Origin of the sequence: Klebsiella sp. GN_Kp190, assembly GCF_040061795.1 — a bacterium.
In the GTDB taxonomy this organism is placed as follows: Bacteria; Pseudomonadota; Gammaproteobacteria; order Enterobacterales; family Enterobacteriaceae; genus Klebsiella; species Klebsiella michiganensis.
Genome location: NZ_JBEAFN010000009.1, coordinates 187,148 through 210,104 on the forward strand (window position 1 = coordinate 187,148; position 22,957 = coordinate 210,104).

The 22,957-nt window shown below is 55.4% G+C and carries 19 protein-coding genes and 1 pseudogene; 13 read left to right on the forward strand and 7 right to left on the reverse strand.

The features are described 5' to 3' along the window. Window positions 1–2 precede the first annotated feature (2 nt). The 4 genes from fruA (at window position 3) to ABLU67_RS07065 (ending at window position 5,225) form a co-directional block, all read left to right on the forward strand. Window positions 3–1,691: a PTS fructose transporter subunit IIBC gene (fruA, locus tag ABLU67_RS07050; RefSeq protein WP_014230167.1), complete on the forward strand. Its 1,689-nt coding sequence runs from the start codon at window positions 3–5 to the stop codon at window positions 1,689–1,691. Between the two features lie 324 nt (window positions 1,692–2,015). Beyond that, the gene (locus ABLU67_RS07055) at window positions 2,016–2,951 is read left to right on the forward strand and encodes a pseudouridine kinase (protein WP_032751893.1); all 936 of its coding nucleotides are present in this window, start codon (window positions 2,016–2,018) and stop codon (window positions 2,949–2,951) included. Beyond that, on the forward strand, window positions 2,944–3,879 hold the full coding sequence (locus tag ABLU67_RS07060; RefSeq protein WP_004852691.1) for a pseudouridine-5'-phosphate glycosidase: 936 nt from the start codon (window positions 2,944–2,946) through the stop codon (window positions 3,877–3,879). The genes ABLU67_RS07055 and ABLU67_RS07060 overlap by 8 nt, the downstream gene beginning before the upstream one ends. A gap of 95 nt (window positions 3,880–3,974) precedes the next feature. Next, window positions 3,975–5,225: a NupC/NupG family nucleoside CNT transporter gene (locus ABLU67_RS07065; protein WP_014230164.1), complete on the forward strand. Its 1,251-nt coding sequence runs from the start codon at window positions 3,975–3,977 to the stop codon at window positions 5,223–5,225. Between the two features lie 31 nt (window positions 5,226–5,256). Here ABLU67_RS07065 and ABLU67_RS07070 read toward each other — a convergent pair whose 3' ends face one another. The 3 genes from ABLU67_RS07070 to ABLU67_RS07080 all read right to left on the reverse strand — a co-directional run bounded on the left by ABLU67_RS07070 (window position 5,257) and on the right by ABLU67_RS07080 (window position 8,353). Then, window positions 5,257–6,348, reverse strand: a complete 1,092-nt coding sequence (locus ABLU67_RS07070) for a sugar kinase (protein WP_014839060.1) — start codon at window positions 6,346–6,348, stop codon at window positions 5,257–5,259. 1 nt (window position 6,349) lies between these two features. Further along, the gene (gene nfo / locus ABLU67_RS07075; protein ID WP_014230162.1) at window positions 6,350–7,207 is read right to left on the reverse strand and encodes a deoxyribonuclease IV; all 858 of its coding nucleotides are present in this window, start codon (window positions 7,205–7,207) and stop codon (window positions 6,350–6,352) included. Window positions 7,208–7,303: 96 nt separating this feature from the next. Further along, window positions 7,304–8,353, reverse strand: coding sequence for a YeiH family protein (locus ABLU67_RS07080; protein ID WP_014230161.1), 1,050 nt, complete (start codon window positions 8,351–8,353; stop codon window positions 7,304–7,306). A 173-nt stretch (window positions 8,354–8,526) separates the two neighbouring features. On the opposite strand from ABLU67_RS07080, the gene yieE reads away from it, so the two are divergent. The 3 genes from yieE to cirA all read left to right on the forward strand — a co-directional run bounded on the left by yieE (window position 8,527) and on the right by cirA (window position 13,299). Beyond that, window positions 8,527–9,393 carry a DNA-binding transcriptional regulator YeiE gene (yieE, locus tag ABLU67_RS07085; RefSeq protein ID WP_014839059.1) on the forward strand — a complete coding sequence of 289 codons (867 nt, stop codon included), beginning with the start codon at window positions 8,527–8,529 and terminating at the stop codon, window positions 9,391–9,393. A 159-nt stretch (window positions 9,394–9,552) separates the two neighbouring features. Then, a complete protein-coding gene (locus tag ABLU67_RS07090; protein WP_348852226.1) occupies window positions 9,553–11,022 on the forward strand; it encodes an amino acid permease in 1,470 nt (489 codons plus the stop codon). A gap of 303 nt (window positions 11,023–11,325) precedes the next feature. Next, window positions 11,326–13,299 (forward strand): catecholate siderophore receptor CirA, encoded by a 1,974-nt coding sequence (gene cirA, locus ABLU67_RS07095; protein WP_014230158.1) that lies wholly within the window; start codon window positions 11,326–11,328, stop codon window positions 13,297–13,299. A 110-nt stretch (window positions 13,300–13,409) separates the two neighbouring features. Here cirA and ABLU67_RS07100 read toward each other — a convergent pair whose 3' ends face one another. The 3 genes and pseudogenes from ABLU67_RS07100 to fghA form a co-directional block, all read right to left on the reverse strand. Beyond that, window positions 13,410–13,520, reverse strand: a complete 111-nt coding sequence (locus tag ABLU67_RS07100; protein ID WP_305955786.1) for a DUF5431 family protein — start codon at window positions 13,518–13,520, stop codon at window positions 13,410–13,412. Further along, window positions 13,469–13,621, reverse strand: a pseudogene (locus ABLU67_RS07105) (Hok/Gef family protein); the annotation flags it as partial. The gene ABLU67_RS07100 and the pseudogene ABLU67_RS07105, both read right to left, overlap by 52 nt. Window positions 13,622–13,857: 236 nt before the next feature. After that, the gene (gene fghA, locus ABLU67_RS07110; protein WP_014839058.1) at window positions 13,858–14,694 is read right to left on the reverse strand and encodes an S-formylglutathione hydrolase; all 837 of its coding nucleotides are present in this window, start codon (window positions 14,692–14,694) and stop codon (window positions 13,858–13,860) included. A gap of 368 nt (window positions 14,695–15,062) precedes the next feature. On the opposite strand from fghA, the gene folE reads away from it, so the two are divergent. From folE to mglC, 6 genes are all read left to right on the forward strand, one after another. Beyond that, complete coding sequence (gene folE / locus ABLU67_RS07115; protein ID WP_004103895.1) at window positions 15,063–15,731, forward strand: GTP cyclohydrolase I FolE; 669 nt, start codon at window positions 15,063–15,065, stop codon at window positions 15,729–15,731. Window positions 15,732–15,746: 15 nt separating this feature from the next. After that, window positions 15,747–16,904: a DUF418 domain-containing protein YeiB gene (gene yeiB / locus ABLU67_RS07120; RefSeq protein WP_148849390.1), complete on the forward strand. Its 1,158-nt coding sequence runs from the start codon at window positions 15,747–15,749 to the stop codon at window positions 16,902–16,904. Window positions 16,905–17,059: 155 nt separating this feature from the next. Then, a complete protein-coding gene (galS, locus tag ABLU67_RS07125) occupies window positions 17,060–18,082 on the forward strand; it encodes an HTH-type transcriptional regulator GalS (protein ID WP_014230155.1) in 1,023 nt (340 codons plus the stop codon). Window positions 18,083–18,371: 289 nt separating this feature from the next. Continuing rightward, window positions 18,372–19,370 carry a galactose/glucose ABC transporter substrate-binding protein MglB gene (gene mglB / locus ABLU67_RS07130; protein ID WP_014230154.1) on the forward strand — a complete coding sequence of 333 codons (999 nt, stop codon included), beginning with the start codon at window positions 18,372–18,374 and terminating at the stop codon, window positions 19,368–19,370. 119 nt (window positions 19,371–19,489) lie between these two features. Beyond that, window positions 19,490–21,010 carry a galactose/methyl galactoside ABC transporter ATP-binding protein MglA gene (mglA, locus tag ABLU67_RS07135; protein WP_049071642.1) on the forward strand — a complete coding sequence of 507 codons (1,521 nt, stop codon included), beginning with the start codon at window positions 19,490–19,492 and terminating at the stop codon, window positions 21,008–21,010. Between the two features lie 15 nt (window positions 21,011–21,025). After that, window positions 21,026–22,036: a galactose/methyl galactoside ABC transporter permease MglC gene (mglC, locus tag ABLU67_RS07140; protein ID WP_004852662.1), complete on the forward strand. Its 1,011-nt coding sequence runs from the start codon at window positions 21,026–21,028 to the stop codon at window positions 22,034–22,036. Window positions 22,037–22,227: 191 nt separating this feature from the next. Here the strand turns inward: mglC and sanA are convergent, their stop codons facing one another. After that, window positions 22,228–22,944, reverse strand: a complete 717-nt coding sequence (gene sanA, locus ABLU67_RS07145; protein WP_004852661.1) for an outer membrane permeability protein SanA — start codon at window positions 22,942–22,944, stop codon at window positions 22,228–22,230. Window positions 22,945–22,957: the final 13 nt, after the last annotated feature.

Below are 22,957 nucleotides of genomic sequence, written 5' to 3' on the forward strand. Positions count from 1 at the left end.
TAATGAAAACGCTGCTGATTATTGATGCCGGGCTTGGACAGGCTCGCGCCTATATGGCGAAGACCCTGTTAAGCACTGCGGCGCAAAAAGCGCAACTCGAACTGATTGATAACCCGAACGACGCTGAGCTGGCGATTGTGCTGGGCACGGCGCTGCCGGCCGACAGCGCGCTGAACGGCAAAAAGGTCTATCTCGGCGATATTAACCGCGCCGTAGCGCACCCGGAGCTGTTCCTCGGTGAGGCCAAAAGCCATGCAACGCCTTACAGCGCCCCGGCCGCTGCCGCTGTACCCGCAGCGACCAACGGTCCGAAACGCATCGTGGCGGTCACCGCCTGTCCGACCGGGGTGGCGCACACCTTTATGGCGGCGGAAGCGATTGAAACCGAAGCCAAAAAACGCGGCTGGTGGGTGAAAGTTGAAACGCGCGGCTCCGTGGGCGCGGGCAATGCAATCACCCCGGAAGAAGTTGAACAGGCGGATCTGGTGGTGGTGGCTGCCGATATCGAAGTGGATCTGGCGAAATTCGCCGGTAAGCCGATGTATCGCACCACCACCGGTCTGGCGCTGAAGAAAACCGCTCAGGAGCTGGATAAAGCCGTTGTTGAAGCGAAACCGTATCAGCCTGCGGGTAAATCCCAGGCCGCGGCGGAAGGCAAAAAAGAGTCCGCTGGCGCCTATCGCCACCTGCTGACCGGCGTGTCGTACATGCTGCCGATGGTGGTGGCGGGCGGTCTGTGTATCGCGCTCTCCTTCGCTTTTGGTATTAAAGCCTTTGAAGTGAAAGACACCCTCGCCGCCGCGCTGATGCAAATCGGTGGGGGCTCAGCCTTCGCGCTGATGGTGCCGGTACTGGCGGGCTTTATTGCCTTCTCCATCGCTGACCGTCCGGGCCTGACGCCGGGTCTTATCGGCGGTATGCTGGCGGTAAGCACCGGGTCCGGCTTTATCGGCGGTATCATCGCTGGTTTCCTTGCCGGTTACGTGGCGAAAGCGATCAGTACGAAGCTGAAACTGCCGCAAAGTATGGAGGCGCTGAAGCCAATCCTGATCATTCCACTGGTTTCCAGCCTGATCGTAGGTCTGGCGATGATTTACCTGATTGGTAAGCCCGTTGCCGGGATCCTCGAAGCGTTGACCCACTGGCTGCAAACCATGGGCACGGCGAACGCGGTTCTGCTCGGTGCAATCCTCGGCGGTATGATGTGTACCGACATGGGCGGTCCGGTGAACAAAGCGGCCTACGCCTTTGGTGTTGGCTTGCTGTCCACCCAAACCTATGCGCCGATGGCGGCCATTATGGCGGCGGGTATGGTTCCACCGCTGGCGCTGGGTCTGGCGACGCTGGTTGCGCGTAACAAGTTCGACAAAGCGCAGCAGGAAGGCGGCAAAGCCGCACTGGTTCTCGGCCTGTGCTTTATCACCGAAGGCGCGATTCCGTTCGCTGCTCGCGACCCGATGCGCGTCCTGCCCTGCTGTATCGTTGGCGGCGCGGTCACCGGCGCGATGTCCATGGCGGTCGGTGCTAAGCTGATGGCGCCGCACGGCGGTCTGTTCGTCCTGCTGATTCCTGGCGCGATTACGCCGGTACTCGGTTATCTGATGGCGATTGTCGTCGGTACGCTGGTCGCAGGGCTCTCCTACGCGGTGCTGAAACGTCCTGAAGTTCAGGTAGTCGAAAAAGCAGCCTGATCGACCTACTAAATCGTTCTCAAGGGCAGAGTCTTCTCTGCCCTTTTTTTATGCCTCATATCCTCCCGCTCATCCTGCCGTATGTGCTCTCCTTCGCATTTTTAAACTGTTTAAAAACCATACGGGTCATTTTTTGTGATTTTGTTCATGTTCATATGAAATCCCTCTTGCTGACCTCTTTACTTTAAAAACATTGCGCTTAACATAAACATGTGTTCACATTCAAACATGTGTTTATTGAGGGGTGATGAATGGGAGTATGCTTATTTATTGATATTCAATAATTCCACTGCCATAGCATTTTTTATGCTGGAGGGTATTTTTATGCCTGAAAATGATTACGTTGTAATTATTGGATCGGCAAATATGGATGTTGCTGGTTATTCCAATGTATCGTTGAACTATGCGGATTCTAACCCCGGGAAAATAAAATACACTCCCGGCGGCGTAGGGCGAAACATTGCGCAAAACATTGCCTTGTTAAATAAAACAGCGTGGCTATTATCGGTTGTCGGTGACGATTTTTATGGCCACTCTCTATTAAAACAAACGGCCCAGTCCGGGGTTCACGTCGATAAATGTCAGGTTATCCAGGGGGAAGGTACTTCAAGCTATTTATCGCTGCTTGATAATACCGGTGAAATGCTGGTGGCGATTAATGATATGAGCATCACTGAACATATTACGCCAGCGTTTTTAAGACAGCATCAAGATTTTATCCGCAACGCTGCGGTGATTGTCGTTGATTGCAATATCAGCGAGGCCGCTCTCGCCTGGCTGATGGAAAATAGCGGCGCAACGCCCGTTTTTGTCGATCCGGTTTCAGCCTGGAAGTGCGTGAAAATCAGCCAGCATCTGGGGCGTATTCACACCCTGAAACCGAACCGAATTGAAGCTGAAACGCTGAGCGGCATCGCGCTGTCCGGCACGGATGACGTCGCGCGCGTTGCCGACTGGTTTCATCAGCGTGGCCTGAAGCGCCTGGTGCTGAGCATGGGCGGCGACGGGGTTTACTACAGTGAGAAAGAGGGCGAACGCGGCTGGTCAGCGCCGCTGAAAACTCAGGTCGTTAACGTCACCGGCGCCGGTGACGCCATGATGGCCGGCCTTGCCTGCTGCTGGCTCGACGGCTGTTCATTTTCGCAAGCGGTGAAGTTTGCTCAGGGATGCTCTTCTCTGGCGCTCTCATCGGAATTCACCAATAACCCTGAATTATCTTACGCCAACGTAAAAAAGGTAGTGGAGAAAGAATATGTCTGAATTAAATATTTCCTCTGAATTATTACAGGTTTCTGCGGAAGTCCAGCAGGCGTTGAAAAATAATCAGCCAGTAGTGGCGCTGGAATCGACCATTATTTCTCACGGCATGCCATTTCCGGAAAATGCGCAAACGGCGCTGGAAGTAGAAGAAACCATTCGTCGCCAGGGGGCGGTGCCGGCAACCATTGCGATTATTCATGGCGTCATGAAAGTTGGCTTAAGCCGTGAAGAAATTGAACTGCTGGGTCGCGAAGGGCATAACGTCGCCAAAGTTAGTCGTCGTGATTTACCCTTTGTTGTCGCCGCGGGATTAAATGGCGCGACCACCGTGGCGTCCACCATGATTATTGCCGCAATGGCCGGGATTAAAGTCTTCGCTACCGGCGGTATTGGCGGTGTACATCGCGGAGCCGAGCACACGTTTGATATTTCCGCCGATTTGCAGGAGCTGGCAAATACCAACGTCACCGTCGTCTGCGCCGGTGCAAAATCTATTCTCGATCTCGGTTTAACGACCGAATATTTAGAAACGTTTGGCGTTCCGCTTATTGGTTATCAAACCTCTGCGCTGCCGGCATTCTTCTGCCGAACCAGCCCGTTTGACGTCAGCATTCGCCTCAATAGCGCCAAAGAGATCGCCAAAGCGATGGCGGTGAAATGGCAGTCGGGTCTGAATGGCGGCATGGTGGTGGCGAACCCCATTCCTGAAGCGTTCGCGATGCCGGAAGAGAAAATCAACGCCGCCATCAACCGGGCGGTGAAGGAGGCGGAAGAGCAGGGCGTGGTGGGGAAAGCGAGTACGCCGTTCCTGCTGGCCCGCGTAGCGGAGCTGACCGGCGGAGACAGCCTGAAATCCAATATTCAGCTGGTCTTCAACAACGCCATTCTGGCCTGCGAGATTGCCAAAGAGTATCAGCAGGTAGCCTGACGACAGTTGCGGGCCGTTTGCGGTTGCCCGCCCCGATATCAACGATACCGAAAGCCTGGCCCACGCCGGGTTTTCCACCAGGTAAGGATATCATTATGGACATCATGAGAAGTCTTCTGGGGATGGTGGTGTTGCTGGCCATTGCCTTTGCGCTGTCAGTCAATAAAAAACGCATCAGCGTCAGAACGGTAGGGGCGGCGCTGCTGCTGCAAATCGTCATTGGCGGGGTGATGCTCTACTTTCCGCCGGGCAAGTGGCTGGTCGAGCAGGCCGCGCTTGGGGTACATAAAGTCATGTCCTATAGCGACGCCGGAAGCGCGTTTATTTTTGGTTCACTGGTCGGCCCGAAGATGGACGTGCTGTTTGACGGCGCCGGCTTTATCTTCGCCTTCCGCGTGCTGCCCGCCATCATTTTTGTCACCGCGCTGATAAGCCTGCTTTACTACCTCGGCGTGATGGGGCTGCTGATCCGGATTCTCGGCGGCATCTTCCAGAAGGCGCTGAATATCAGCAAAATTGAGTCTTTTGTCGCCGTGACCACCATTTTTCTTGGGCAAAATGAGATCCCGGCGATCGTCAAACCGTTTATCAACAAGCTCAACCGCAATGAGCTTTTTACCGCGATTTGCAGCGGGATGGCGTCGATCGCCGGGTCGATGATGATCGGCTATGCCGGTATGGGCGTGCCGATTGATTATCTGCTGGCCGCTTCGCTTATGGCTATCCCCGGCGGGATTCTGTTTGCCCGTATGCTGAGTCCGGCAACCGAAGCATCCCAGGTCACTTTCGACAATCTCTCCTTCACCGAGACGCCGCCGAAAAGCGTTATCGAGGCGGCGGCGTCAGGGGCGATGACCGGCCTGAAAATTGCCGCCGGGGTGGCAACGGTAGTGATGGCGTTTGTGGCGATTATTGCTCTGCTGAACGGTATTATCGGCGGCATTGGCGGCTGGTTTGGCTACGGTCACGCCACGCTGGAGGGAATTTTCGGCTTCCTGCTCGCGCCGCTGGCATGGATTATGGGCGTTGACTGGAGCGATGCGACGCTGGCGGGCAGCCTGATTGGCCAAAAGCTGGCGATAAACGAATTCGTCGCCTACCTCAACTTTTCACCCTATCTGCAAGCTGGCGGCAATCTGGACGTGAAAACCGTTGCGATCATCTCGTTCGCGCTGTGCGGTTTCGCCAACTTTGGCTCGATCGGCGTGGTTGTCGGGGCGTTTTCGGCCATTTCACCGCAGCGCGCGCCGGAGATTGCCCAGCTTGGGCTGCGCGCCCTGGCGGCGGCCACGCTCTCTAACCTGATGAGCGCCACCATTGCCGGGTTCTTTATTGGCCTGGCATAACAGGCTGCGCGCACCGCGCCTGCGGTGCGCGCTACGCCACGCCGGGAAGTAAATTGAGCGCGTTATCAACGGACAACGAGGGGTTGTTGATACCGTCGCTGGCGCGGGTGATGGCGGTGCAGGCCATGGCGAAAGCGACGCTCTCTTTAAAGTCGCTACCGTCGAGATAGCTATAAAGTAGCCCTGCCATTAGCGCATCGTCGGCGCCGAAGCTGTCTATCGTCGTATGGTCCGGCAGACTCATCCGAAAGCGTTCACCCCCTGCTTCGCTACAGAAAACAGCGTCGTCTTCCGAGCAAATCACCACCCGCTGAGTTCCCCTTTCGTGCAGCCATGCTAGCGCCCGATCGCGATCCGCGTCGTTTTCGATAGCCTGTCCCCAGAGGATCTGGAGTTCGCGCAGCGTGGGTTTGAGGGTGTGGATCTTCCCCAGCCATGGGCGAATGCGGTGCGCTTTAAACTCGGACACGGTATCAACAAATACCGGAATGCCGTTAGCCAGGGTAAATACCCACTCCAGCGACTGCTCCGTCAAATTACAATCGACCAGAACGACGCCGGCATGCGTCAGCAGATCCCGGTACTGATTCAGCAGCTGGGGCGTGAGCGACTGTAAAATATGCGTATCGTTAATCGCCAGCACCGTTTCTTCCTGCGGGTTAGCGATGGAGAGATAGGTGGCGGTGTTATGGCCGTGCAGGCGGATACAGCTTTGCACGTTAACGCCCGCCTGGCGGGTTTGCTCCAGCAGCGTTTCGCCGTAAAAGTCGCTGCCGACGGCGGAAATCAAATGCACATCGCGGCCCAGCAGCGCCAGGTTATGCGCGATGTTCCGCGCCACGCCGCCGGCGGAGCACTGGATATTCCCCGGGTTGGAGACCGGTTGAGGATAATGAATATCGGCAATTCCGCGGATATCCATATTCACCGCGCCCAGCGAGACGCAGTACTCCTGCTCGGTAAGGATGTAGCCTTTGCCCTTGATGGCCCCCTTACGCGTGAGGTCCATAATATGCGCGGCCACGCGGGAGCGGCTAATCTGCAGAATATCGGCAATCTCATGCTGCTGAATTAGCGGATTGCGCCGCAAAATTTTGAGGATCTGCTTTTCCCTGTCGTTCATATCAGACCGTGGCCTCTTCCGTTTGCTGCGCCCGCAGCCAGGCGATCTCTTCCGCCCAGATATCAGGATTGATCGTTTCCAGAATCAGCGGGATACCGTCAAAGCGGCGGTCCTGCATAATCCAGCGGAAAGCATCATGACCAATATTGCCTTCACCCAGGCTGTGGTGACGGTCAACGCGGCTGGCGAACGCGCTTTTCGCATCGTTCAGGTGCATACCGCGCAGATACTGGAAACCCACAATTCGGTCGAAATCAGCGAAGGTTTTTTCGCACTCTTCGGCGCTGCGCAGGTCGTAGCCGGCGGCGAAGGCGTGACAGGTATCAATGCACACGCCGACGCGTGATTTATCTTCCACACCGTCGATGATGGCCGCCAGATGCTCAAACTTAAAGCCCAGGTTACTGCCCTGGCCGGCGGTGTTTTCAATGACCGCCGTGACGCCTTCGGTTTTTGCCAGCGCGATATTGATCGATTCGGCGATACGCGCCAGACATTCGTCTTCCGGTATTTGCTGCAGATGGCTACCCGGATGGAAATTCAGCAGCGTCAGGCCGAGCTGCTGGCAGCGGGAGAGTTCATCAATAAAGGCATCGCGGGATTTTTCCAGCGCGTCCTCAACCGGATGACCGAGGTTTATCAGATAGCTGTCGTGCGGCAGAATTTGCCCCGGGCCGAACTGGTACTTTTCGCAGGCGGCTTTAAATTCAGCAATGGTTTCGTCGCTCAGAGGGGCGGCGCGCCACTGGCGCTGGTTTTTGGTAAAGAGGGCAAATGCGGTCGCGCCGATTTCGGCTGCGCGAATGGCGGCGTTGGCTACACCGCCGGAGGCGCTGACGTGCGCTCCAATATATTTCATAAAAAAACTCCAGTTAAGCCGCTGGGGGGAGGGTAATGATAGCGGCTTAGCCGGAGAGTTACATCATCCTTAATACAACCTGAGTAGCGAGGGGCTTCAGGCCATCAGGCTATGAATGGCCAGGTTAATCGCGCCGCCGCCGACAATCAGCCAGACGAAGAGCATCAGCGCCATCAGCAGCGGTTTGGCGCCGGCTTTTTTCAGCGCGCTGACGTGGGTGGTCAGGCCGAGGGCGGCCATCGCCATCGCCAGCAGTACGGTATCCAGCGTGACCAGCATATCGACAACCGCTTTCGGCAGCAGGTGGAAGGAGTTAAACACCGCCACCAGAATAAACAGGATCGCAAACCACGGAATGGTGATTTTACTTTTCTCACCGCCGTTTGCCGGGGCTAATTGCTTCACGCGCGCGGCGAGGAACAGCAGGAACGGAGCCAGCATCATCACGCGCAGCATTTTTGCAATCACCGCCGCGTTTTCCGCGTCCGGACCCACCGCGTGGCCTGCCGCGACAACCTGAGCAACCTCATGCATCGTCGAACCCATATAAATGCCGTAGGCTTCCGGCGTGAACCAGTGCGCCAGGAAGGGATAAATCGCCGGGTACAGGAAGATGGCAATGGTACCGAAAATCACCACCGTGGCGACGGCGACCGTGACTTTGCTGGCCTCCGCTTTGACGACCGGTTCCGTCGCCAGTACCGCTGCCGCGCCGCAGATGCTGCTGCCGGCGCCAATCAGCCAGCTGGTATGTTTATCGAGGCCGAAAACCTTTTGCCCAAGAAAACAGGCGATCAAAAAGGTGCTGGAAAGCGTCAGAACGTCAATCACGATACCGCCGACGCCGACGTCGGCAATCTGGGCGAACGTCAGGCGAAAGCCGTATAAGATGATGCCGAGGCGCAGCAGGTGCTGCTTGGCAAAAATCACGCCGCCGTCGCAGGGCTGCCAGATTTTCGGGTAAACCGTGTTACCGATGACCATGCCGAATAAAATGGCCAGCGTGAGGGCGCTGAAGCCCGCGCCGGCGATAGCCGGAAAGCTACCGGCCCACAGCGCTGCGCCGGTGAGCAGGGCGGTGAGCGCCAGTCCAGGTGCAAAGTGCCGCAATGGGCGATGTTTAGTCGGTAAAGTGAGTGCTGTCATAACCTTCTCCTTTGTCTGGGAAAAGCATACGACTCGCTGGTTTAAATATAAAATTGATTATATATTTATAATTAATCGAAATAAGTGGTAAAAACGCGGTTTCGCGGTTTGAGAACGATGGGCCTCAGCCTCACGCCGCGGATCGCGAGTCGTCTATAAAGGCAGGAAAAAATATGCATATCACGCTACGTCAGCTGGAAGTTTTTGCTGAAGTTTTAAAAAGCGGATCGACCACTCAGGCGTCGCAAATGCTGGCGCTTTCCCAGTCGGCGGTTAGCGCGGCGCTGACCGAACTGGAAGGGCAGCTGGGGGTGCAGCTCTTTGACCGCGTAGGGAAAAGGCTGGTGGTCAACGAGCACGGCAGGCTGCTTTATCCGCGGGCGCTGGCGCTGCTGGAGCGGGCGCTGGAGATAGAGCAGCTGTTTCGCGGCGACAACGGCGCGATCCGCGTCTACGCCAGCAGCACCATCGGCAACTATATTCTGCCGGAAATCATTGCGCGCTATCGACGGGATCTGCCGGATTTACCGCTGGAGCTGAGCGTGGGCAATAGCCAGGACGTGATCAATGCGGTGGCCGATCTGCGCGTGGATATCGGGCTGATTGAAGGTCCCTGTCACGCCGCGGATATTATCGCCGAACCCTGGCTGGAAGATGAGCTGGTGGTCTTTGCCGCGCCGGATTCGCCGCTGCTGGCAGGGGAGGTGACGCTGCAACGGCTGGCGGAAGCGCCGTGGATTTTACGCGAGCACGGCTCCGGGACCCGGGAAATCGTCGACTATTTATTACTCTCGCATTTACCGGCGTTTCATCTTGGGATGGAGCTGGGCAACTCGGAAGCCATCAAGCACGCGGTGCGCCACGGTCTGGGCATTAGCTGCCTGTCGCGACGCGTGGTGGCGGAGCAGCTTGAAGTTGGATCGCTGGTGGAGCTGACGATTCCGCTCCCGCGCTTAACCCGCACCTTGTGGCGCATTCATCACCGGCAGAAGCATATTTCCAAGGCATTACAGCGATTTCTGCATTATTGCGACGTGTAAAAGCGGACGCCACGCGCGCTGGCGTTTTCGGGATTTCATGCTTTACTAATAATCCATGCTCGATCATGAAGCTCTCTTATAACTTTGCAATTGTATCGGATGGATCACAGACACTCTGCTACAATCTCGCCTCGTTTTTTGGATGGATAGCATTTTCACATGGTTTCGGATACTAAAACCACAGAAGCGCCCGGTTTACGTCGTGAACTGAAGGCGCGCCACTTGACCATGATCGCGATTGGCGGTTCCATAGGTACAGGTCTTTTTGTTGCCTCTGGCGCAACGATTTCTCAGGCGGGCCCGGGTGGGGCGCTGCTCTCTTATATTCTCATCGGCCTGATGGTTTATTTCCTGATGACCAGCCTCGGCGAGCTGGCGGCGTTTATGCCGGTGTCCGGCTCTTTTGCCACCTACGGGCAGAATTACGTTGAGGAAGGCTTTGGCTTCGCGCTGGGCTGGAACTACTGGTACAACTGGGCGGTGACCATCGCCGTTGACCTCGTTGCCGCTCAACTGGTGATGACCTACTGGTTCCCCGATGCACCCGGCTGGGTCTGGAGCGCGCTGTTCCTCGGCATCATGTTCCTGCTGAACTGGATCTCGGTAAAAGGCTTTGGTGAAGCGGAATACTGGTTCTCGCTGATCAAAGTGGCCACCGTCATCATCTTTATTATTGTCGGCGTGATGATGATCTTTGGCATCTTTAAAGGCGCACAGCCTGCGGGCTGGAGCAACTGGGTTGTCGACGATGCGCCGTTTGCCGGCGGCTTTGCGGCGATGATTGGCGTGGCGATGATTGTCGGCTTCTCGTTCCAGGGAACCGAGCTTATCGGCATCGCGGCCGGCGAGTCGGAAAACCCGGAGAAGAACATTCCGCGCGCCGTGCGGCAGGTGTTCTGGCGTATCCTGCTGTTCTATGTGTTCGCCATCCTGATCATCAGCCTGATTATTCCGTATACCGACCCGAGCCTGCTGCGTAACGACGTGAAAGATATTTCCGTCAGCCCGTTCACGCTGGTCTTCCAGCACGCGGGGCTGCTGTCGGCGGCGGCGATTATGAACGCGGTTATTCTGACGGCGGTACTGTCGGCGGGTAACTCCGGGATGTACGCGTCCACCCGCATGCTCTACACCCTGGCCTGCGATGGCAAAGCGCCGCGTATTTTCTCTAAGCTGTCCAAAGGCGGCGTGCCGCGTAATGCGCTGTATGCCACCACGGTGATTGCAGGGCTGTGCTTCCTGAGCTCGATGTTCGGTAATCAGACCGTTTACCTGTGGCTGCTGAATACCTCCGGCATGACCGGCTTTATCGCCTGGCTGGGGATTGCCATTAGCCACTATCGCTTCCGTCGCGGCTACGTGCTGCAGGGGAACGATCTCAACGATTTGCCGTATCGTTCCGGCTTTTTCCCGCTGGGGCCGATCTTCGCTTTCGTGCTGTGCCTGATCATTACCCTGGGCCAGAATTACGAAGCGTTCCTTAAAGATACCATCGACTGGGGCGGCGTGGCGGCAACCTATATCGGCATTCCGCTGTTCCTGGTGATCTGGTTCGGTTACAAGCTGGCGAAAGGAACGCGTTTTGTGCGCTACAGCGAAATGAAGTTCCCGGAGCGCTTTAAAGGCTAAGGTCAGCTGACGCCGTAAGATAAAACCCTTTCACTGAGAGGGTTTTTTTATGTCTGCGATTCTTACATGTTGATACAGTTATTCATAATTTTATTGATAATTGTAATCATTATCTTTATCATTTCCGCCAAATTCAGGATGAAGCCAATCCCCGTATCTTGCAGAGGGTCAGACTGACAAGGGGCGACCAGCCACATCTACTGTAAAAAATTGCGCGCATACGCCGTTAGAGCGCTATGCCGACAGTACCTGTGAGCAGGACCTTTTTTGTTTGTTTTGTTGTACACCTCATGGAGATATGGAATGTTCAGGCTAAACCCTTTTGTCCGGGCCGGATTATGCGCGTCCGTCGTATCCCTGGCGTTTCCGGCGCTCGCCGACGTTAACGAAGAAACGCTGGTCGTCACCGCTGCGGCAACTGAACAGAGCGTCAAAGATGCGCCCGCCAGTATTAGCGTTATCACCCAACAGGATCTGCAGCGTAGACCGGTACAAAACCTGAAGGATGTACTGCGGGAAGTGCCGGGCGTGCAGCTCACCAACGAAGGGGATAACCGCAAAGGGGTGAGCATTCGCGGCCTCAGCAGCGGCTATACGCTGATCCTCGTTGACGGCAAACGCGTTAACTCGCGCAACGCCGTTTTCCGCCACAACGATTTTGACCTCAACTGGATCCCGGTTGATGCCATTGAGCGTATCGAAGTGGTGCGCGGGCCGATGTCTTCCCTCTATGGTTCCGACGCCCTCGGCGGCGTGGTCAATATCATTACCAAAAAAGTCGGTCAGCAGTGGACGGGCACCCTCAGCGCGGATACCACCATTCAGGAACACCGCGATCGCGGCGATACGTACAACGGTCAGTTCTTTACCAGCGGCCCGCTGATTGACGGCGTGCTGGGGATGAAAGCCTACGGCAGCCTGGCAAAGCGCGCCAAGGACGATCAGCAGGCTTCCAGCAACGCAGCTGGCGAAACGCCGCGTATTGAAGGCTTCACCAGCCGCGACGGCAACGTCGAATTCGCCTGGACGCCCACCGATAATCAGGACATTACCGCTGGCTACGGGTTCGATCGCCAGGATCGGGATTCCGATTCTCTTGATCGCAACCGCCTCGAGCGCCAGAACTACTCCCTGAGCCACAACGGCCGCTGGGATGTCGGCAATAGCGAGCTGAAATTCTACGGCGAGAAAGTAGATAATAAAAATCCGGGCCAGGCCGGAACGATCACATCTGAGAGTAACTCGGTGGACGGCAAATACGTGCTGCCGCTGGGCATGATCAACCAGCTGCTGACCTTCGGCGGCGAATGGCGTCACGATAAGCTGAAAGATCCGGTCAACCTGAGCAGCGGGGGTAAATCCACTTCCGCCAGCCAGTACGCGCTGTTCCTCGAAGATGAATGGCGGATAATCGAGCCTCTGGCTTTAACGACCGGCATTCGTATGGACGATCACCAGACCTATGGCGATCACTGGAGCCCGCGTGCTTATCTGGTCTATAACGCCACCGATACCGTGACCGTGAAGGGCGGTTGGGCGACGGCATTTAAAGCGCCATCCCTGCTGCAGCTGAACCCGGACTGGACCACCAACTCCTGCCGCGGCTCGTGCAGCATTATCGGTAACCCGGATCTGAAACCGGAAACCAGCGAAAGCTTCGAACTGGGTCTTTACTATCGCGGTGAAGAAGGCTGGCTTGAAGGCGTGGAAGGAAGCGTCACCACCTTCCAGAATAACGTTGACGATATGATCGATATCCTGCGTACTTCCAGCGCCAGCGAAGCGCCGGGCTACCCGAATTTTGTCGGCTGGAAAACGGTGAACGGTAAGCGCGTGCCGGTATTCCGCTACTTCAACGTCAATAAGGCGCGTATCAAAGGGGTAGAAACGGAATTGAAGGTGCCGTTCGGCGACGAATGGAAGCTGACGGTAAACTACACCTACAACGATGGCCGCGACCTGAGTAACGGCGGCGATAAACCGCTGCAAACGCTGCCGTTCCATACCGCTAACGGTACCCTCGACTGGAAACCGCTGGACGACTGGTCCTTCTACGTCACCGCCAACTATACCGGCGAACAGCGTTCGGTCAGCGCGACGGGCAAAACGCCCGGCGGCTACACTATGTTTGATATCGGCGCGGCCTGGAACGTCACCAAAAACGTCAAGCTGCGCTCCGGGGTACTCAACGTGGGCGATAAGGATCTGAGCCGCGACGACTATAGCTATACGGAAGAAGGCCGCCGCTACTTTATGGCCGTCGATTACCGCTTCTAACCGGGCGATAAAAGAGGGCTGGCAGATTTCCCTGCCAGCCCTCGCTAAAGGCGCTCAGGGTGAAGCCAGACGGAAAAGCGGTGGGCGAACCCACCGCTCCAGGTGGCTACTTACCGGATTCGTAAGCCATAAAAGCAGCTACCTCCCTGTTCGTATCGCGGTAGCGAATTTCGCAAAGCGATTTTCTTACCATCAGGGTGAACGCTAATAGCGTGATACACACGATGAGCAGACACCAGATCGGGACGTTGGGCGGTACCTTCATGGTTTGTTCTCCTTGCCTTACGGCGGGTAAGAGACTAACCTGATATTGTCTAGGCATCGGGACAGCCTCGTGGGTGATTACATTACCTTCGGGGCTTTCTTCTTTCTGCCTCAGCACAACGGTAAAACTCAATCCTGCTCTGAGGCGAAAGCCTCAAGCGCCGCCAAAAATCATACCCCCGACGACGGAAAATACACTATCTCTCTGTATATATTAGTTTTTATGACTATTGGATGATGAGGCATTTTGCGTATCAATGCGCCGGGAAGGTGCTTCACGACGCATTGAAAGGATCAGGAGAAGAGGTGCCGGGCATGGAAGCGCAGGTGGTCCTCAATAAATGAGGCGATAAAGTAGTAGCTGTGATCGTACCCGGGCTGAATACGCAGGGTTAACGGCCAGCTTTTCTGACGCGCGGTTTCCGCCAGCACCGCCGGCTGCAGCTGTTCGGCGAGGAATGTATCGCTATCGCCCTGGTCAATCAGGGTTGGAATCGCATCTGACTCGCTGCTGGCCTGCATTAACGCGCAGCTGTCCCAGGCCTGCCAGGCCGCTTCATCCGCTCCCAGATAGGCGGTAAACGCTTTTTTGCCCCAGGGAACCTGGGTCGGGTTAACGATAGGCGCGAACGCGGAAACGCTGACGAAGCGGCCCGGATTCTTCAGCGCCATCACCAGCGCGCCGTGGCCGCCCATGGAATGCCCGCTGATGGCGCAGCGGCCGCTGAGATTAAACTCGCGGGCAATCAGCTGCGGCAGCTCGTCGCGAAGGTAATCGTACATGCGGAAATGCGCGGACCAGGGCGCCTGGGTGGCATTGAGATAAAAGCCAGCGCCTTTCCCCAGATCGTAAGCGCTATCGTCGGCAACGTTATCACCGCGCGGACTGGTGTCCGGCATCACCAGCGCAATGCCCAGTTCGGCGGCGACGCGCTGAGCGCCCGCTTTGGTGGTGAAGTTTTCATCGTTGCAGGTCAGGCCGGAGAGCCAGTAGAGAACCGGCGGCGGCGCGTCAGCGGCGGCGGGAGGTAAAAAGATGCTGAAGGTCATTGCGCAGTTCAGCGTTGCGGAGTCGTGCCGCCAGCGTTGCTGCCGACCTTCAAAACAGCGGTGCTCTTCGAGCAGTTCCATGCAGGGCTCCTTAAATGTCTCAGGCGTAATTTTCCATAATACAGATATTTCATGCCCTCGTGAGTAACTTTCACTTCCTCCTTTTCGGAACGTATTGCATCATTAATGCAACTTTTAACCAACATGCTGACCTTGCCGCAGCGGCAGGCGTCGCGCTATGGGTCGGCGATTGGCTTGGTTGCGGCAAGGTGAGCAGGGCGTTGCGTGATGCATCGTAGTGCGCTGGTCTGGCGGCGTGGAACGAGAGGTGACGCCAATTTCAACAATTATCGATGCGGCTACTGGATTCTGTGCGTCACCTCACGCACAATGAATACAAACTTTGCCCTCAGAAGAGCAAAGAGCGCCACACCTGCAGGAGAACAAAAATGTCATCACTGAGTAAAGAAGCCATACTCGTTCATGAAGCGCTGGTCGCTCGTGGGCTGGAGACGCCGCTGCGTCCGCCAGTACAAGAAATTGATAATGAAACTCGCAAGCGTCTGATCGCCGGACACATGACCGAGATTATGCAGCTGTTAAACCTTGATCTAAGTGATGACAGCCTGATGGAGACCCCGCATCGCATCGCCAAAATGTACGTCGATGAGATCTTCTCCGGACTGGACTACGCCCGGTTCCCCAAAATCACCGTCATCGAAAATAAGATGCAGGTTGATGAAATGGTGACCGTGCGCGATATCACCCTGACCAGCACCTGTGAACACCATTTTGTGACCATTGACGGCAAAGCCACGGTGGCCTATATCCCGAAAGATTCGGTGATTGGCCTGTCGAAAATTAACCGTATCGTGCAGTTCTTCTCCCAGCGTCCGCAGGTGCAGGAGCGGCTGACGCAGCAGATCCTCACCGCGCTGCAAACGCTGCTGGGGACCAGCAACGTCGCGGTTTCCATCGATGCGGTGCACTACTGCGTGAAAGCGCGCGGCATTCGCGATGCCACCAGCGCCACCACCACCACGTCGCTGGGCGGCCTGTTTAAATCCAGCCAGAATACCCGCCAGGAGTTCCTGCGCGCCGTACGTCACCACAACTAAAACGGAGCAGGGTACATGGAGAGAAATGTCACGCTGGACTTTGTCCGCGGCGTCGCCATCCTCGGTATCCTGCTACTGAATATCAGCGCCTTCGGTTTACCGAAGGCCGCTTACCTCAACCCGGCGTGGTCCGGGAACATTTCCGCCAGCGACGCCTGGACCTGGGCGATTCTCGATCTGCTGGCGCAGGTCAAATTCCTGACCCTATTCGCCCTGCTGTTTGGCGCCGGACTTCAGCTTCTGCTGCCGCGCGGCAAGCGCTGGATCCAGTCGCGCCTGACGCTGCTGGCGCTGCTTGGCTTTATTCACGGACTGTTTTTCTGGGACGGCGATATTCTGCTGGCCTATGCGTTGGTCGGGCTGGTGGGCTGGCGAATGGTGCGCGACGCGCACGATGTCAAATCGCTGTTTAATACCGGCGTGGTGCTGTACGTTATCGGCGTGGCGGTACTGGTGTTGCTGGGATTGATTTCCGGCAATACGCCCAATCGTTCGTGGCTGCCGGACGCGGCAAATTTGCAGTACGAGCAGTACTGGAAGCTAAAAGGCGGCTTTGAAGCGGTGAGCAATCGTGCGGATATGCTGTCGGATAACCTGCTGGCGCTGGGCGCGCAGTACGGCTGGCAGCTGGCCGGTATGATGCTGATGGGCGCCGCGCTGATGCGCAGCGGCTGGCTCAAAGGGCAGTTCAGCCTTCGCCACTATCGGCGTACCGGAGTGCTGCTGATTGCGGCCGGAATGGCGGTCAACTTGCCCTCGATTATTGCCCAGTGGCATCTTGGCTGGGACTACCGCTGGTGCGCATTTTTGCTACAGGCGCCGCGGGAGCTGGGCGCGCCGCTGCAAACCATCGGCTACGCGGCGCTGGCCTGGGGCTTCTGGCCGCAGCTGTGTCAGAGTCGTCTGGTGGGGGCGATTGCCTGCGTCGGGCGCATGGCGCTAACCAACTATTTGCTGCAGACCCTGATTTGCACTACCCTGTTCTACCGCTTCGGCCTGTTTATGAAGTATGACCGCTTACAGCTGTTAGCCTTCGTACCGGCCGTATGGGCGGTTAATCTTCTCTTCTCGTGGTTTTGGCTACGTCATTTCCGTCAAGGGCCCGTTGAGTGGCTATGGCGTCAATTCACCCTGCGTGCGTCGGGGACATCATTAAAAGATACATCCAGATAACGATCTGGATCACAATCATTAACAAAATGGATGTAACCGTTTCCATCCCTGTGACCTCACTCACGTAGCGTACGGCACGTCGCTGCCAGAATAGCCTCCTTGCTGAACACAGGAGGTGAGTGTGACGTACTGCAATGCTCTACAGGTCGGTGAGTATGATCACCATTCGTGATGTCGCCCGCCAGGCGGGTGTTTCCGTCGCGACGGTTTCGCGCGTGCTGAATAACAGCGCGCTGGTGAGCCCGGATACGCGAGAAGCGGTAATGAAGGCGGTAACGCTGTTGGGCTATCGGCCAAACGCCAACGCGCAGGCGCTGGCGACGCAGGTCAGCGATACCATCGGCGTGGTCGTGATGGACGTGTCGGACGCCTTTTTTGGCGCGCTGGTCAAAGCGGTTGATACCGTCGCCCAGCAGCATCAGAAATATGTGCTTATCGGCAATAGCTATCATGAAGCGGAAAAAGAGCGTAACGCCATTGAGGTGCTGATTCGCCAGCGCTGTTCAGCGCTGATCGTCCACTCTAAAGCGCTGAGCGACGCGGAGCTGGGGGATTTTATGGAGCATATGCCGGGAATGGTGCTGATTAACCGCATCGTGCCGGGATATGCCCACCGCTGCGTTGGGCTGGATAACGTCAGCGGCGCGCTGATGGCGACCCGCATGCTGCTCAATCATGGTCACCAGCGCATCGGCTACCTCTCTTCCAATCACGGCATTGAAGATGATGATTTACGGCGAGAAGGGTGGTTAAGGGCGTTACATGAACACGGCATTGTCGCTCCCGAAAGCTGGGTGGGATCCGGGTCGCCGGATATGCAGGGCGGTGAGGCGGCGATGGTCGAACTGCTGGGGCGCAACCTTGGTCTGAGCGCGGTTTTCGCCTACAACGACAGTATGGCGGCCGGCGCGCTCACGACGCTTAAAGATAACGGCATTGCCGTACCACAGCATCTTTCGCTGATCGGTTTTGATGATATCCCCATTTCCCGTTACACCGACCCGCAGCTGACAACGGTCCGTTATCCGATTATGTCGATGGCGAAACTGGCGACAGAGCTGGCGCTACAGGGCGCGGCGGGAAAGCTGGATCGTGACGCCAGCCACTGCTTTATGCCGACGCTGGTGCGCCGACATTCGGTGGCGCAGAGGCAAATTGTGGGGCCGATCACTAACTAATTATCTGCCTGATGTAACCGCTTTCAATATGTGAGTGATTTCACAGTTTGTTAACATTAAGCTGACTATGATTGCTGCGTTTACAAGTCTGAACATACTATGTCACGGTGATTAATCACTTTTACAGCAGTAATCGGCGGTTAAACGATTAATAAAGCCGTTTTTCAGGAGCGTTACCCTACACGGAAGACAGAATTACAGTCGTGAATGTCGCTGTGCAGTAACATAAATGTAACGCTCGCCAGCCATTTTCACACCAAAGACCCTGCATAATAAAACCGGAGATTCCATGAATAAGAAGGTGTTAACCCTGTCTGCTGTAATGGCTAGCATGTTATTTGGCGCCGCGGCTCACGCAGCAGATACCCGTATCGGCGTGACGATTTATAAATACGACGACAACTTTATGTCGGTGGTGCGTAAGGCAATTGAAAAAGATGGCAAATCAGCGCCGGATGTTCAGCTGCTGATGAATGACTCGCAAAACGACCAGTCCAAGCAGAACGATCAGATTGACGTCCTGCTGGCAAAAGGGGTGAAGGCGCTGGCGATTAACCTGGTTGACCCGGCGGCGGCGGGGACGGTCATCGATAAAGCGCGTGGCCAGAACGTGCCGGTGGTGTTCTTTAACAAAGAACCTTCCCGCAAGGCGCTGGATAGCTACGATAAAGCGTACTACGTCGGTACCGACTCAAAAGAGTCCGGCGTGATTCAGGGTGACCTGATTGCCAAGCACTGGAAAGCGAACCCGAACTGGGATCTGAATAAAGACGGCCAGATTCAGTTTGTCCTGCTGAAGGGCGAGCCGGGCCATCCGGATGCGGAAGCGCGTACCACCTACGTGATTAAAGAGCTGAACGACAAGGGCTTCAAAACCCAGCAGCTGGCGTTAGACACCGCCATGTGGGACACCGCACAGGCGAAAGATAAGATGGATGCCTGGCTGTCTGGCCCGAACGCCAACAAAATTGAAGTCGTTATCGCTAACAACGATGCGATGGCAATGGGCGCGGTAGAAGCGCTGAAGGCCCACAATAAGAGCAGCATCCCGGTATTCGGCGTCGATGCGCTGCCGGAAGCGTTAGCGCTGGTTAAATCCGGGGCTATGGCGGGTACCGTACTGAACGATGCCAACAACCAGGCGAAAGCCACCTTCGATCTGGCGAAAAACCTGGCCGATGGAAAAGAACCGGCTGCCGGTACTCAATGGAAAATTGATAATAAGATTGTCCGCGTACCGTACGTTGGCGTTGATAAAGATAATCTGAGCGAATTTATCGGTAAGTAATCGCTTAATAAGCTGCGGGCGTACGCGCTTGTACGCCCGATTATTCCTGATACAGAACCCGTCCCGGCTCGTCGTTAATGCGTCGGCTGGGGTATGCACGCACGCAGCCAGGTATAACTATGGTCAGCAATAATAGCGAACGGTCAGGCGAATATTTGTTGGAAATGAGCAACATCAACAAATCGTTTCCTGGCGTCAAGGCTCTCGATAATGTGAACCTCAAGGTTCGTCCCCACTCTATTCACGCGTTAATGGGGGAGAACGGCGCGGGCAAATCTACATTATTAAAATGCCTATTTGGAATCTATCAAAAAGATTCCGGCAGTATTCTTTTTCAGGGACAAGAGATCGATTTCCATTCGGCAAAAGAAGCCCTGGAAAACGGTATTTCAATGGTTCATCAGGAATTAAACCTGGTATTGCAACGTTCGGTAATGGACAACATGTGGCTGGGGCGTTATCCCACCAAAGGCATGTTTGTCGATCAGGACAAAATGTATCGTGATACCAAAGCGATTTTCGATGAGCTGGATATTGATATCGACCCGCGCGCTCGCGTCGGAACGCTATCGGTATCGCAAATGCAGATGATTGAAATTGCGAAGGCATTTTCCTATAACGCCAAAATTGTGATTATGGATGAGCCGACTTCTTCGTTAACCGAAAAAGAGGTCAACCATCTGTTTAAAATTATCCGCAAGCTGAAAGAGCGCGGCTGCGGCATAGTCTATATTTCCCACAAAATGGAAGAGATCTTCCAGCTGTGCGATGAAATTACCATCCTGCGCGACGGCCAGTGGATTGCCACCCAGCCGCTGGAAGGGCTGGATATGGATAAGATCATCGCGATGATGGTGGGCCGCTCCCTCAATCAGCGCTTCCCGAACAAGGAGAATAAGCCGGGTGAGGTAATTCTTGAGGTGCGCAATTTAACCTCACTGCGCCAGCCATCGATTCGCGATGTCTCTTTCGATCTGCACAAAGGCGAAATCCTGGGGATTGCCGGACTGGTTGGCGCGAAACGTACCGATATCGTGGAGACGTTATTTGGTATTCGCGAGAAGGCCAGCGGGACGATCAAGCTGCACGGTAAGAAGATTAATAACCATAATGCCAATGAAGCCATCAACCATGGCTTTGCGCTGGTGACCGAAGAGCGCCGTTCGACGGGAATTTATGCCTACCTGGATATCGGTTTTAACTCGCTGATCTCCAATATTAAGAAATACAAGAATAAGGTCGGATTGCTGGATAATTCACGCATGAAAAGCGATACCCAATGGGTGATTGATTCGATGCGCGTGAAAACCCCGGGGCAGCACACGCAAATTGGTTCGTTGTCCGGTGGTAACCAACAAAAAGTGATTATCGGTCGCTGGCTATTGACCCAGCCGGAAATTCTGATGCTCGATGAACCCACGCGCGGCATTGACGTTGGGGCGAAGTTCGAAATTTACCAGCTGATCGCCGAGCTGGCAAAAAAAGACAAAGGAATCATTATTATTTCCTCCGAGATGCCGGAGCTGCTGGGTATTACTGACCGTATTCTGGTAATGAGCAATGGTCTTGTTGCCGGAATTGTTGAGACTAAAACCACCACGCAAAACGAAATTCTCCGTCTTGCGTCGTTGCACCTTTAAGATCAGGGGCTCCTCATGAGTGCGTTAAATAAAAAGAGTTTTCTCACCTATTTGAAAGAAGGTGGGATTTACGTGGTTCTTTTAGTATTGCTGGCCATTATTATTTTCCAGGATCCGACTTTCTTAAGTTTGCTGAACTTAAGTAATATTCTGACCCAGTCTTCGGTGCGTATTATTATCGCTCTCGGCGTGGCCGGACTTATTGTCACCCAGGGAACCGACCTTTCAGCCGGACGCCAGGTCGGCCTGGCGGCGGTTATCGCCGCCACGATGCTGCAGGCGGTGGACAATGCCAATAAGGTGTTCCCGGAGATGGCTACGATGCCGATCCCGCTGGTTATCCTGCTGGTGTGTGCGATCGGCGCGGTCATTGGTCTTATCAACGGTATTATCATCGCTTACCTGAACGTGACGCCGTTTATCACCACCCTCGGCACGATGATCATCGTTTACGGTATCAACTCCCTGTATTACGACTTTGTTGGCGCGTCGCCGATTTCCGGCTTCGATAGCCACTTCTCGCAGTTTGCCCAGGGGTTTATCGCGCTGGGCTCATTCCGCCTGTCGTATATCACCTTCTATGCGCTGATTGCCGTGTTCTTCGTATGGATCCTGTGGAACAAGACCCGCTTTGGTAAAAACATTTTTGCTATCGGCGGTAACCCGGAAGCGGCGAAGGTCTCCGGCGTCAACGTCGCCCTGAACCTGCTGATGATTTATGCGCTCTCCGGCGTGTTCTACGCGTTCGGCGGGCTGCTGGAAGCCGGACGTATCGGTTCGGCGACCAACAACCTTGGCTTTATGTATGAACTGGATGCGATTGCCGCCTGCGTGGTCGGCGGCGTATCGTTCAGCGGCGGCGTCGGTACCGTATTTGGCGTGGTGACCGGGGTGATAATCTTCACCGTCATCAACTACGGTCTGACCTATATCGGCGTGAACCCGTACTGGCAGTACATTATCAAAGGGGCGATTATCATCTTCGCCGTGGCGCTGGATTCGCTGAAGTATGCGCGGAAGAAGTAACGATTAGTGAATGAAGGCAGGCGTCAGTTCAGGCGTCTGCCTTTTGCATTTTCTGGATGATAATTTGCCGCCTTCCTGCCACTCGAATTATTCAGGGTATCTATCCTCAGTATCCCGATACTCACTCGCGTAATCAGAAAAGTATTCCCGCTCGATAAGACGCCAGTTATCACGCTCACTTTATGGAGGCTTTACTTCTCTTTTTTCTGCAGCTCCAGCAGCTGCTGCGGCGTGACCGCCGGATAGGACTGCGCGCCGTCGGGAACTTCCTGCAGCGCGGGAATCGGGATCAGCGGGCCTAAAAAGCGCGGTTCGCGTTTAAAAATATAGAGATCCGCCAGAGCGCCGAAGCGGGCGCCGAACTCGCGCAGGCGAACGCTCCACATATCCTTCGGCGACGGCACCGCGTAGCACTGCGCCTGAATCCCCATATGCAGGGCAATAAACAGCGCGCGCTCGCAGTGGAAGCGTTGGGTAATAATAATAAAGTCGTTAGTATCGAAGACCTTACGGGTGCGGACAATCGAATCGAGCGTACGGAAACCCGCATAGTCCAGCACAATATCCGCCGGATCGACGCCGGCTTTAATTAAATCGCGGCGCATGGTCATCGGCTCGTTATAGCTTTGCAGCGCGTTATCGCCGCTGAGCAGCAGATAGTTCACCTTGCCGCTGTTGTAGGCGTTCAGCGCGCCCTGAATCCGGTAACGATAATATTGGTTGATAACCCCGGTACGGTAGTACTTGGCGGTACCGAGCACGACGCCGACCTGGCGGTAGGGCAGGTCCTGTAGCTCATCGTAAATATAGGGAGAGGTTTTCCAGCTCATCCAGCGGTCGAGTCCCAACACGGTTAACAGCAGCAAGCCGAACAGGACTAACAGGCTGTATAACACACGCTTTAACATGGACCTGGCTCAA

Excerpts from the sequence above, each read along its gene's own strand:
- mglB (WP_014230154.1), top strand. The coding sequence starts at position 18,372 with ATGAATAAGAAGGTGTTAACCCTGTCTGCTGTAATGGCTAGCATGTTA.
- ABLU67_RS07070 (WP_014839060.1), bottom strand. The coding sequence starts at position 6,348 with ATGAACGACAGGGAAAAGCAGATCCTCAAAATTTTGCGGCGCAATCCG.
- yeiB (WP_148849390.1), top strand. The coding sequence starts at position 15,747 with ATGGAGAGAAATGTCACGCTGGACTTTGTCCGCGGCGTCGCCATCCTC.
- mglA (WP_049071642.1), top strand. The coding sequence starts at position 19,490 with ATGGTCAGCAATAATAGCGAACGGTCAGGCGAATATTTGTTGGAAATG.
- galS (WP_014230155.1), top strand. The coding sequence starts at position 17,060 with ATGATCACCATTCGTGATGTCGCCCGCCAGGCGGGTGTTTCCGTCGCG.
- ABLU67_RS07080 (WP_014230161.1), bottom strand. The coding sequence starts at position 8,353 with ATGACAGCACTCACTTTACCGACTAAACATCGCCCATTGCGGCACTTT.
- sanA (WP_004852661.1), bottom strand. The coding sequence starts at position 22,944 with ATGTTAAAGCGTGTGTTATACAGCCTGTTAGTCCTGTTCGGCTTGCTG.
- ABLU67_RS07065 (WP_014230164.1), top strand. The coding sequence starts at position 3,975 with ATGGACATCATGAGAAGTCTTCTGGGGATGGTGGTGTTGCTGGCCATT.
- ABLU67_RS07055 (WP_032751893.1), top strand. The coding sequence starts at position 2,016 with ATGCCTGAAAATGATTACGTTGTAATTATTGGATCGGCAAATATGGAT.
- yieE (WP_014839059.1), top strand. The coding sequence starts at position 8,527 with ATGCATATCACGCTACGTCAGCTGGAAGTTTTTGCTGAAGTTTTAAAA.
- fruA (WP_014230167.1), top strand. The coding sequence starts at position 3 with ATGAAAACGCTGCTGATTATTGATGCCGGGCTTGGACAGGCTCGCGCC.
- mglC (WP_004852662.1), top strand. The coding sequence starts at position 21,026 with ATGAGTGCGTTAAATAAAAAGAGTTTTCTCACCTATTTGAAAGAAGGT.
- ABLU67_RS07090 (WP_348852226.1), top strand. The coding sequence starts at position 9,553 with ATGGTTTCGGATACTAAAACCACAGAAGCGCCCGGTTTACGTCGTGAA.
- ABLU67_RS07060 (WP_004852691.1), top strand. The coding sequence starts at position 2,944 with ATGTCTGAATTAAATATTTCCTCTGAATTATTACAGGTTTCTGCGGAA.
- cirA (WP_014230158.1), top strand. The coding sequence starts at position 11,326 with ATGTTCAGGCTAAACCCTTTTGTCCGGGCCGGATTATGCGCGTCCGTC.
- folE (WP_004103895.1), top strand. The coding sequence starts at position 15,063 with ATGTCATCACTGAGTAAAGAAGCCATACTCGTTCATGAAGCGCTGGTC.
- fghA (WP_014839058.1), bottom strand. The coding sequence starts at position 14,694 with ATGGAACTGCTCGAAGAGCACCGCTGTTTTGAAGGTCGGCAGCAACGC.
- nfo (WP_014230162.1), bottom strand. The coding sequence starts at position 7,207 with ATGAAATATATTGGAGCGCACGTCAGCGCCTCCGGCGGTGTAGCCAAC.